Raw genomic sequence first — 8680 nt, forward strand, 5'->3', positions numbered from 1 at the left:
GGACTGAAGACACATGGCTATTCGCAAGTACAAGCCCACGACCCCCGGTCGCCGCGGCTCGTCGGTGGCGGACTTCGCTGAGATCACGCGATCGACCCCCGAGAAGTCGCTGCTTCGCCCGCTCTCGAAGACGGGCGGCCGCAACAACCAGGGCCGCATCACGACCCGCCACATCGGCGGCGGTCACAAGCGCCAGTACCGCGTGATCGACTTCCGTCGCAACGACAAGGACGGCATCAACGCCCGCGTCGCGCACATCGAGTACGACCCGAACCGCACCGCGCGCATCGCGCTGCTGCACTACTTCGACGGCGAGAAGCGCTACATCCTCGCGCCCGAGAAGCTCAAGCAGGGCGACATCGTCGAGTCGGGCGCCAGCGCCGACATCAAGCCGGGCAACAACCTGCCGCTGCGCAACATCCCGACCGGTACCGTCGTGCACGCGATCGAGCTCCGCCCCGGCGGCGGCGCGAAGCTCGCGCGCTCGGCCGGCGCCTCGGTGCGCCTCGTGGCGAAGGACGGCCCGTACGCCCAGCTGCGTCTCCCCTCGGGTGAGATCCGCAACGTCGACGCGCGCTGCCGCGCGACGATCGGCGAGGTCGGCAACGCCGAGCAGTCGAACATCAACTGGGGCAAGGCCGGCCGCAAGCGCTGGAAGGGCGTCCGCCCGACCGTCCGCGGTGTCGCGATGAACCCGGTCGACCACCCGCACGGTGGTGGTGAGGGCAAGACGTCCGGCGGACGTCACCCGGTCACTCCTTGGGGCCAGCCGGAGGGACGCACCCGGCACGCCAACAAGGAAAGCGACAAGTACATCGTCCGCCGTCGCACCGCCGGCAAGAAGCGCAAGTAGGAGTAGAGGAAGATGCCTCGCAGCCTTAAGAAGGGCCCCTTCGTCGACGAGCACCTGCTTCGCAAGGTCGTCTCGCAGAACGAAGCCGGCACCAAGAACGTCATCAAGACCTGGTCCCGTCGCTCGATGATCGTCCCGGCCATGCTCGGCCACACGATCGCCGTGCACGACGGTCGCAAGCACATCCCCGTGTTCGTGACCGAGACCATGGTCGGTCACAAGCTGGGCGAGTTCGCGCCCACCCGCACCTTCCGCGGCCACGAGAAGGACGACAAGAAGGGCCGCCGCCGCTGACGCGGGGGCGCAAGAGGAGAGAGAAATGGTGGAGTCCATCGCACGCGTGCGACACATCCGCGTGACCCCTCAGAAGGCTCGTCGTGTCGTCGCTCTCATCAAGGGCAAGCAGGCCGAGGAGGCCCTCGCCATCCTGAAGTTCGCGCCGCAGGGCGCGAGCGAGCCGATCTACAAGCTCGTGGCGGCAGCGATCGCCAACGCGCGAGTGAAGGCCGACAAGGACGGCGAGTTCCTGGACGAGCAGGACCTGTACGTGAAGAACGCGTACGTCGACGAGGGCACGACGCTCAAGCGTTTCCAGCCCCGCGCGCAGGGTCGTGCGTTCCAGATCAAGAAGCGCACGAGCCACATCACCGTCGTGCTCTCGACCCCCGAGGTCGCGGAGACCGGTGCCGGCACCAAGACGAAGAAGGCGAGCAAGTAATGGGACAGAAAGTCAGCCCGTACGGCTTCCGCCTCGGCATCACCACGGACCACGTGTCGCGGTGGTTCTCGGACTCGACCAAGCCGGGCCAGCGCTACGCCGACTACGTCGCCGAGGACATCAAGATCCGCAAGCTCCTGCAGTCGAACCTCGACCGCGCGGGCGTCAGCCGCATCGAGATCGAGCGCACGCGTGACCGCGTCCGCGTCGACATCCACACGGCTCGCCCGGGCATCGTGATCGGCCGCCGAGGCGCCGAGGCCGAGCGCATCCGCGCAGACCTCGAGAAGCTCACCGGCAAGCAGATCCAGCTGAACATCCTCGAGGTGAAGAACCCCGAGGCCGACGCCCAGCTCGTCGCGCAGGGCATCGCCGAGCAGCTCTCTGCTCGTGTGGCGTTCCGCCGCGCGATGCGCAAGGGCCTGCAGGGCGCGCAGCGCGCCGGCGCCAAGGGCGTTCGCATCCAGGTCTCCGGCCGCCTCGGCGGCGCCGAGATGAGCCGCTCGGAGTTCTACCGCGAGGGTCGTGTGCCGCTGCACACGCTGCGCGCGAACATCGACTACGGGTTCTACGAGGCCAAGACCACCTTCGGCCGCATCGGCGTGAAGGTCTGGATCTACAAGGGTGACCTCACCAACAAGGAACTCGCACGCGAGCAGGCGGCCCAGAAGCCGTCCCGTGAGCGTGGCGACCGTCCGCGTCGCGGCCCGCGCAGCGAGGCCCCTGTCGCAGAAGGAGCGTCGGCGTAATGCTCATCCCCCGCAAAGTCAAGCACCGCAAGCAGCACCACCCGAAGCGCTCCGGTCAGGCGACCGGCGGCACGAAGGTGACCTTCGGCGAGTTCGGCATCCAGGCCCTTTCGCCCGCGTATGTGACGAACCGTCAGATCGAGTCCGCTCGTATCGCGATGACCCGTCACATCAAGCGTGGCGGCAAGGTGTGGATCAACATCTACCCCGACCGTCCGCTCACCAAGAAGCCCGCCGAGACCCGCATGGGTTCGGGTAAGGGCTCGCCGGAGTGGTGGGTCGCAAACGTCAAGCCGGGTCGCGTCCTCTTCGAGGTCGCGGGCGTCAACGAGCAGCTCGCTCGCGAGGCGCTGACCCGTGCCATCCACAAGCTGCCCCTGAAGGCACGCATCATCAAGCGCGAGGAGGGCGACGCGTAATGGCGATCGGCACCAAGACGCTCGCGACGAGCGAGCTCGACACGTTCGAAGACCAGCGCCTCGTCGAGGAGCTGCGCAAGGCCAAGGAAGAGCTGTTCAACCTGCGCTTCCAGTCGGCCACCGGCCAGCTCGAGAGCCACGGCCGCATCCGTGCGGTCAAGCGCGACATCGCGCGGATCTACACCGTCATCCGCGAGCGCGAGCTCGGCATCCGTGCCACGCCCGCGCCGCTCGAGACGGCGACGAAGGCCAAGAAGAGCAAGGCCAAGAAGGCGGACGCCGACAAGGCCGAGAAGGAAGAGGCTGAGTGATGGCCACCACGAAGAAGGCTGCGGCCGACGTGCAGCACGCCGAGCACGACGTGCGCGACGTGAACGCTCGCGGCTACCGCAAGGCCCGTCGCGGCTACGTCGTCAGCGACAAGATGGACAAGACGATCGTCGTCGAGGTCGAGGACCGCGTGAAGCACCCCCTCTACGGCAAGGTCATCCGTCGCACGTCGAAGGTCAAGGCTCACGACGAGAACAACACCGCCGGCATCGGCGACCTCGTCCTCATCAACGAGACCCGCCCGCTGAGCGCCACCAAGCGCTGGCGTCTGGTGGAGATCCTGGAGAAGGCCAAGTGATCCAGAACGAATCGCGACTGAAGGTCGCCGACAACACCGGCGCCAAGGAGCTGCTCACGATCCGCGTGCTCGGCGGCTCCAACCGCCGCTACGCGGGCCTGGGCGACGTCATCGTCGCCACGGTGAAGGACGCCATCCCCGGCGGCAACGTCAAGAAGGGCGATGTCGTCAAGGCGGTCGTGGTGCGCACGGTCAAGCAGACCCGCCGTTCCGACGGCTCGTACATCAAGTTCGACGAGAACGCCGCCGTGATCCTGAAGAACGACGGGGAGCCCCGCGGCACCCGCATCTTCGGTCCGGTCGGCCGTGAGCTTCGCGACAAGAAGTTCATGAAGATCGTCTCGCTCGCCCCGGAGGTGATCTGACCGAATGGCCAAGATCAAGAAGGGTGACCTCGTCCAGGTCATCACTGGCAAGAAGCAGGACAAGGGCGGCGACCGCGGCAAGCAGGGCAAGGTCCTCGAGGTCCTTCCCGAGCAGAACCGCGTGATCGTCGAGGGCGTGAACTACGTCACCAAGCACAACCGCGTGGGCCAGTCCCAGCGCGGCACCAAGACGGGCGGCATCGAGACGATGGAAGCCCCGATCCACATCTCCAACGTCGCGCTCGTCGACCCCTCGACCAAGAAGCCGACCCGCGTCGGCTACCGCGTCGAGGAACAGGTCAAGGACGGCGTGAAGCGCACCGTCCGGGTGCGCTACGCGAAGAAGTCAGGCAAGGACCTCTGATATGAGCACCGCCACTGCCGTGGAGGCTGGCAAGATCCAGCCCCGCCTGAAGCAGAAGTACAACACCGAGATCAAGAAGGCCCTGCAGGACGAGTTCGGCTACAAGAACGTCATGCAGATCCCCGGCCTGGTCAAGGTCGTGGTGAACACCGGTGTCGGCGAGGCAGCTCGCGACAGCAAGGTGATCGAGGGTGCGGTCGACGACCTCACCAAGATCACCGGCCAGAAGCCGGTCGTGACCAAGGCCCGCAAGTCGATCGCGCAGTTCAAGCTGCGCGAAGGACAGCCCATCGGCGCGCACGTCACCCTCCGTGGCGACCGCGCGTGGGAGTTCGTCGACCGCCTGGTCAACCTCGCGCTGCCCCGCATCCGCGACTTCCGCGGTCTGTCGCCCAAGCAGTTCGACGGTCACGGCAACTACACCTTCGGTCTCCAGGAGCAGTCCGTGTTCCACGAGATCAACCAGGACAAGATCGACCGCGTCCGCGGCTTCGACATCACGGTCGTCACGACGGCGAAGACCGACGAGGAGGGCCGCGCGCTCCTTCGTCACCTGGGCTTCCCGTTCAAGGCGGACGACGCCCAGGCCTGATGCTTCGACGGGCTCAGCGACCGGTGGCAGGCCACGGGTCCTGAGCCGGTCGAGGGGCCCGTCCCACAACTGAACAGCACAGTCATAGAAGGTCGCCTGTCGTGTAACGGCAGTCGAAACCTCATGAACAAAGGAATCAAGAAATGACGATGACAGACCCGGTCGCAGATATGCTGACCCGTCTGCGCAACGCGAACTCGGCGCACCACGACTCCGTGTCGCTTCCGAGCTCGAAGCTCAAGACCCACATCGCCGAGATCCTCAAGCAGGAGGGCTACATCGCCGACTGGTCCGTCTCGGACGCCCGCGTCGGCCAGACCCTCACGATGACGCTCAAGTACGGCCCCAACCGTGAGCGTTCGATCGCCGGCATCAAGCGCGTCTCGAAGCCCGGCCTCCGCGTGTACGCGAAGTCGAACGAGATCCCCAAGGTCCTCGGCGGCCTGGGCGTCGCCATCCTGTCCACCTCCTCCGGTCTTCTGACGGACCGCCAGGCCGAGCAGAAGGGCGTGGGTGGGGAAGTCCTCGCCTACGTGTGGTGATCTGACATGTCGCGAATCGGACGTCTTCCCATCGACATCCCCGCCGGCGTGACCGTCTCGGTCGACGGCCAGGAAGTCGCTGTCAAGGGCCCCAAGGGCGAGCTCACGCTCACCGTGGCGCGTCCCATCGAGGTCAAGGTCGAGGACAACCAGGTGCTCGTCACCCGTCCCGACGACGAGCGCGAATCGCGTTCGCTGCACGGCCTGACCCGCACGCTCATCAACAACAACATCATCGGTGTCACCCAGGGCTACTCGAAGGGCCTCGAGGTCGTCGGCACGGGCTACCGCGTCCAGCAGAAGGGCAGCTCGGTCGAGTTCGCGCTCGGCTTCTCGCACCCTGTGCTCGTGGAGCCACCCGCCGGGATCACGTTCACCGTCGAGGGCAACAACAAGCTCACGGTGAGCGGCATCGACAAGCAGGCCGTCGGAGAGGCGGCTGCGAACATCCGCAAGATCCGCAAGCCCGAGCCGTACAAGGGCAAGGGTGTGCGCTACGCGGGCGAGGTCGTCCGTCGTAAGGCCGGAAAGGCTGGTAAGTAACCATGGCTGTGAAGTCGAAGTCCGACGCCCGCGCGCGTCGTCACGCACGCCTTCGCAAGAAGGTCGTCGGCACCGCCGAGCGTCCGCGCCTGGTGGTCACCCGCTCGTCGCGTCACGTCTTCGTGCAGCTCGTCGACGACAGCAAGGGCCACACGGTCGCCTCGGCCTCGACCCTCGAGACCGACCTGCGCTCGTTCGACGGTGACAAGACCGCGAAGGCCCGCAAGGTCGGCGAGCTGGTCGCCGAGCGCGCGAAGGCCATCGGCGTCGAAGACGTCGTGTTCGACCGGGGCGGCAACCGTTACGCGGGCCGTGTCGCGGCGATCGCCGAAGGCGCCCGCGAAGGGGGGCTGAACCTGTGAGTGAGAACAAGGAGAACAACGTGACCGAGCAGGCTGCCGCTGAGGCTCCGGCCGAGGCTGCCACCGAGCGCGAGCCCCGCGAGGCCCGCCGAGGCGGTCGCGAGCGCAACCCCAACCGCGACCGCGGCGGACGCGACCGCGACCAGAGCCAGTTCCTGGAGCGCGTCGTCACGATCAACCGCGTGTCGAAGGTCGTCAAGGGCGGTCGTCGCTTCAGCTTCACGGCTCTCGTGGTCGTGGGTGACGGCAACGGCGTCGTGGGCGTCGGCTACGGCAAGGCCCGCGAGGTGCCGCTGGCGATCTCGAAGGGCGTCGAGGAGGCCAAGCGCAACTTCTTCCGCGTGCCGCGCTCCGGCTCGACCATCCCGCACCCGGTGCAGGGTGAGGCCGCCGCGGGCGTCGTGCTTCTTCGTCCCGCCGCCGCGGGTACCGGTGTCATCGCCGGTGGTCCGGTGCGTGCGGTGCTCGAGTGCGCCGGCATCCACGACGTGCTGTCGAAGTCGCTCGGCTCGTCGAACACGATCAACATCGTGCACGCGACGGTGGACGCCCTGAAGCAGCTCGAGGAGCCCCGTGCGGTCGCCGCGCGCCGTGGCCTCGACTTCGATCAGGTCGCGCCGGCCCGTCTCGTCCGTGCTGAGGCAGAGGCCGCGGCCGCTGCCGCATCGAAGGTAGGTGCCTGATGGCTGCGCGTCTCAAGGTCACGCAGATCAAGTCCAAGGTGAGCGAGAAGCAGAACCAGCGTGACACGCTGCGTTCGCTCGGTCTCAAGCGGATCGGCGACTCGGTCGTCCGCCCCGACGACGCGCAGACGCGCGGCTACGTCAAGACCGTCGCCCACCTCGTGAAGGTTGAGGAGATCGACTGATGGCTGACAAGGCCGAGAAGAACGAGGCCGCCGAGGCGGAGGCGAAGGCTCCCGCCAAGAAGGCGCCTGCGAAGAAGGCTCCCGCGAAGGCCTCGGCCGACGCCAAGCCCGCAGCCGAGAAGGCTCCCGCCAAGAAGGCTCCGGCCAAGAAGGCCGACGCCAAGAAGGCGGACAAGAAGACGGATGCCGCGCCCTCGCGCCCCGGCGTCCTGAAGGTGCACCACCTGCGCCCGGTCCCCGGCGCCAACACCCCCAAGACCCGCGTGGGTCGCGGTGAGGGCTCGAAGGGCAAGACCGCCGGTCGCGGCACCAAGGGCACGAAGGCCCGCTACCAGGTCCGTCAGGGCTTCGAGGGCGGCCAGATGCCGCTGCACATGCGCACTCCCAAGCTGCGCGGGTTCAAGAACCCGTTCCGCGTGGAGTACCAGGTGGTCAACCTCGACAAGCTCGCCGAGCTGTACCCCGAGGGTGGAGAGGTCACCGTCAGCGACCTCGTCGCCAAGGGTGCGGTTCGCAAGAACGAGAAGGTCAAGGTGCTCGGCACCGGCGACATCTCGGTGAAGCTCGAGGTGTCGGTCGACAAGGTCTCGGGCTCCGCCGAGCAGAAGATCGTCGCCGCGGGCGGAACCGTCAAGTAACGCACGCAGTGGGGGCCGGAGCTTGCTCCGGCCCCCACTGGGTTACCCTGGACGTTGGCGCGTCGCCGCGCGCGCCGGCATCCCCTCTGGAGGCAGCCTCTTGTTCAGCGCCATCGCGCGGGTCTTCCGTACACCCGACCTTCGCCGGAAGATCGCATTCACCCTGGCGATCATCGCCCTGTACCGGTTCGGCGCGCACGTGCCGGCACCGTTCGTCGACTTCCCGAACGTGCAGTCGTGTCTCAGGCAGAGCGCGGGCACCGAGGGGCTCCTGTCGCTCGTCAACCTCTTCTCCGGCGGCGCGCTTCTGCAGCTGTCGATCTTCGCGCTCGGCGTCATGCCGTACATCACCGCGACGATCATCGTGCAGCTGCTCCGCGTGGTCATCCCGCACTTCGAGTCCCTCTACAAGGAGGGTCAGGCGGGCCAGGCCAAGCTGACGCAGTACACGCGCTACCTCACGATCGCCCTCGCGCTCCTGCAGTCGACGACCCTCGTCACGGTGGCGCGCAGCGGCCAGCTCTTCGGGGTCACCGGCGTCCCCGAGTGCGAGCAGCTCCTGACGAACGTGGCGTGGTGGGCCCAGCTGCTCATGATCATCACGATGACCGCCGGCACCGGCCTCATCATGTGGTTCGCCGAGCTCGTCACCGAGCGCGGCATCGGAAACGGCATGTCGCTGCTCATCTTCACCTCGATCGCCGCGGCGTTCCCCGCTTCGATGTGGGCGATCTGGCAGTCGCGCGGCTTCGAGGTCTTCCTCCTCGTGCTCGCCGTCGGAATCGCGGTCGTCGCGCTCGTCGTGTTCGTCGAGCAGTCGCAGCGCCGCATTCCGGTGCAGTACGCCAAGCGCATGGTGGGTCGTCGCACGTACGGCGGCACGAACACGTACATCCCGATCAAGGTCAACATGGCGGGCGTCGTGCCGGTCATCTTCGCCTCATCGCTGCTGTACATCCCAGCGCTCATCGCGCAGTTCAACCAGCCGCAGCCGGGCGAGCAGGCTCCCGGGTGGGTCGTGTGGATCACGAACTACCTC

The 8680-nt window shown here is 67.1% G+C and carries 17 protein-coding genes; all 17 read left to right on the forward strand.

Features of this window, described 5'->3' with window-relative positions:
- Nucleotides 1-13 precede the first annotated feature (13 nt).
- Complete coding sequence (rplB, locus tag VFF97_RS04950) at nucleotides 14-853, forward strand: 50S ribosomal protein L2 (protein ID WP_325032385.1); 840 nt, start codon at nucleotides 14-16, stop codon at nucleotides 851-853.
- Nucleotides 854-865: 12 nt separating this feature from the next.
- Nucleotides 866-1147, forward strand: coding sequence for a 30S ribosomal protein S19 (rpsS, locus tag VFF97_RS04955; RefSeq protein WP_124291708.1), 282 nt, complete (start codon nucleotides 866-868; stop codon nucleotides 1145-1147).
- A gap of 25 nt (nucleotides 1148-1172) precedes the next feature.
- A complete protein-coding gene (gene rplV / locus VFF97_RS04960; protein WP_179491871.1) occupies nucleotides 1173-1571 on the forward strand; it encodes a 50S ribosomal protein L22 in 399 nt (132 codons plus the stop codon).
- Nucleotides 1571-2320: a 30S ribosomal protein S3 gene (gene rpsC / locus VFF97_RS04965; RefSeq protein WP_179491869.1), complete on the forward strand. Its 750-nt coding sequence runs from the start codon at nucleotides 1571-1573 to the stop codon at nucleotides 2318-2320. The genes rplV and rpsC overlap by 1 nt, the downstream gene beginning before the upstream one ends.
- Nucleotides 2320-2739, forward strand: coding sequence for a 50S ribosomal protein L16 (rplP, locus tag VFF97_RS04970; protein ID WP_325032386.1), 420 nt, complete (start codon nucleotides 2320-2322; stop codon nucleotides 2737-2739). The genes rpsC and rplP overlap by 1 nt, the downstream gene beginning before the upstream one ends.
- On the forward strand, nucleotides 2739-3050 hold the full coding sequence (gene rpmC, locus VFF97_RS04975; RefSeq protein ID WP_179491865.1) for a 50S ribosomal protein L29: 312 nt from the start codon (nucleotides 2739-2741) through the stop codon (nucleotides 3048-3050). Before rplP ends, rpmC begins: the two co-directional genes overlap by 1 nt.
- Nucleotides 3050-3367: a 30S ribosomal protein S17 gene (gene rpsQ / locus VFF97_RS04980; protein ID WP_325032387.1), complete on the forward strand. Its 318-nt coding sequence runs from the start codon at nucleotides 3050-3052 to the stop codon at nucleotides 3365-3367. The genes rpmC and rpsQ overlap by 1 nt, the downstream gene beginning before the upstream one ends.
- Entirely contained in the window at nucleotides 3364-3732 is a 369-nt protein-coding gene (gene rplN, locus VFF97_RS04985; RefSeq protein WP_141881982.1) for a 50S ribosomal protein L14, read from the forward strand. The genes rpsQ and rplN overlap by 4 nt, the downstream gene beginning before the upstream one ends.
- Before the next feature lie 4 nt (nucleotides 3733-3736).
- Nucleotides 3737-4096 carry a 50S ribosomal protein L24 gene (gene rplX / locus VFF97_RS04990; protein ID WP_325032388.1) on the forward strand — a complete coding sequence of 120 codons (360 nt, stop codon included), beginning with the start codon at nucleotides 3737-3739 and terminating at the stop codon, nucleotides 4094-4096.
- Between the two features lies 1 nt (nucleotide 4097).
- Nucleotides 4098-4688, forward strand: a complete 591-nt coding sequence (rplE, locus tag VFF97_RS04995) for a 50S ribosomal protein L5 (RefSeq protein ID WP_325032389.1) — start codon at nucleotides 4098-4100, stop codon at nucleotides 4686-4688.
- Nucleotides 4689-4831: 143 nt separating this feature from the next.
- Nucleotides 4832-5230 carry a 30S ribosomal protein S8 gene (rpsH, locus tag VFF97_RS05000; protein WP_325032390.1) on the forward strand — a complete coding sequence of 133 codons (399 nt, stop codon included), beginning with the start codon at nucleotides 4832-4834 and terminating at the stop codon, nucleotides 5228-5230.
- Nucleotides 5231-5236: 6 nt separating this feature from the next.
- Nucleotides 5237-5773 carry a 50S ribosomal protein L6 gene (rplF, locus tag VFF97_RS05005; RefSeq protein WP_325032391.1) on the forward strand — a complete coding sequence of 179 codons (537 nt, stop codon included), beginning with the start codon at nucleotides 5237-5239 and terminating at the stop codon, nucleotides 5771-5773.
- Nucleotides 5774-5775: 2 nt separating this feature from the next.
- Entirely contained in the window at nucleotides 5776-6135 is a 360-nt protein-coding gene (rplR, locus tag VFF97_RS05010) for a 50S ribosomal protein L18 (protein WP_325032392.1), read from the forward strand.
- Entirely contained in the window at nucleotides 6132-6818 is a 687-nt protein-coding gene (gene rpsE / locus VFF97_RS05015; protein WP_325032393.1) for a 30S ribosomal protein S5, read from the forward strand. Before rplR ends, rpsE begins: the two co-directional genes overlap by 4 nt.
- Nucleotides 6818-7003 (forward strand): 50S ribosomal protein L30, encoded by a 186-nt coding sequence (gene rpmD / locus VFF97_RS05020; protein WP_060960260.1) that lies wholly within the window; start codon nucleotides 6818-6820, stop codon nucleotides 7001-7003. The genes rpsE and rpmD overlap by 1 nt, the downstream gene beginning before the upstream one ends.
- Nucleotides 7003-7641 (forward strand): 50S ribosomal protein L15, encoded by a 639-nt coding sequence (gene rplO / locus VFF97_RS05025; protein ID WP_325032394.1) that lies wholly within the window; start codon nucleotides 7003-7005, stop codon nucleotides 7639-7641. The genes rpmD and rplO overlap by 1 nt, the downstream gene beginning before the upstream one ends.
- 100 nt (nucleotides 7642-7741) lie before the next feature.
- A partial coding sequence (gene secY, locus VFF97_RS05030) for a preprotein translocase subunit SecY (protein ID WP_325032395.1) occupies nucleotides 7742-8680 on the forward strand: 939 nt, incomplete at its 3' end.

The sequence above is a fragment of the Microbacterium sp. genome (assembly GCF_035687345.1).
In the GTDB taxonomy this organism is placed as follows: Bacteria; Actinomycetota; Actinomycetes; order Actinomycetales; family Microbacteriaceae; genus Microbacterium.

Excerpts from the sequence above, each read along its gene's own strand:
- rplB (WP_325032385.1), top strand. The coding sequence starts at position 14 with ATGGCTATTCGCAAGTACAAGCCCACGACCCCCGGTCGCCGCGGCTCG.
- rpsS (WP_124291708.1), top strand. The coding sequence starts at position 866 with ATGCCTCGCAGCCTTAAGAAGGGCCCCTTCGTCGACGAGCACCTGCTT.
- rplV (WP_179491871.1), top strand. The coding sequence starts at position 1,173 with ATGGTGGAGTCCATCGCACGCGTGCGACACATCCGCGTGACCCCTCAG.
- rpsC (WP_179491869.1), top strand. The coding sequence starts at position 1,571 with ATGGGACAGAAAGTCAGCCCGTACGGCTTCCGCCTCGGCATCACCACG.
- rplP (WP_325032386.1), top strand. The coding sequence starts at position 2,320 with ATGCTCATCCCCCGCAAAGTCAAGCACCGCAAGCAGCACCACCCGAAG.
- rpmC (WP_179491865.1), top strand. The coding sequence starts at position 2,739 with ATGGCGATCGGCACCAAGACGCTCGCGACGAGCGAGCTCGACACGTTC.
- rpsQ (WP_325032387.1), top strand. The coding sequence starts at position 3,050 with ATGGCCACCACGAAGAAGGCTGCGGCCGACGTGCAGCACGCCGAGCAC.
- rplX (WP_325032388.1), top strand. The coding sequence starts at position 3,737 with ATGGCCAAGATCAAGAAGGGTGACCTCGTCCAGGTCATCACTGGCAAG.
- rplE (WP_325032389.1), top strand. The coding sequence starts at position 4,098 with ATGAGCACCGCCACTGCCGTGGAGGCTGGCAAGATCCAGCCCCGCCTG.
- rpsH (WP_325032390.1), top strand. The coding sequence starts at position 4,832 with ATGACGATGACAGACCCGGTCGCAGATATGCTGACCCGTCTGCGCAAC.
- rplF (WP_325032391.1), top strand. The coding sequence starts at position 5,237 with ATGTCGCGAATCGGACGTCTTCCCATCGACATCCCCGCCGGCGTGACC.
- rplR (WP_325032392.1), top strand. The coding sequence starts at position 5,776 with ATGGCTGTGAAGTCGAAGTCCGACGCCCGCGCGCGTCGTCACGCACGC.
- rpmD (WP_060960260.1), top strand. The coding sequence starts at position 6,818 with ATGGCTGCGCGTCTCAAGGTCACGCAGATCAAGTCCAAGGTGAGCGAG.
- rplO (WP_325032394.1), top strand. The coding sequence starts at position 7,003 with ATGGCTGACAAGGCCGAGAAGAACGAGGCCGCCGAGGCGGAGGCGAAG.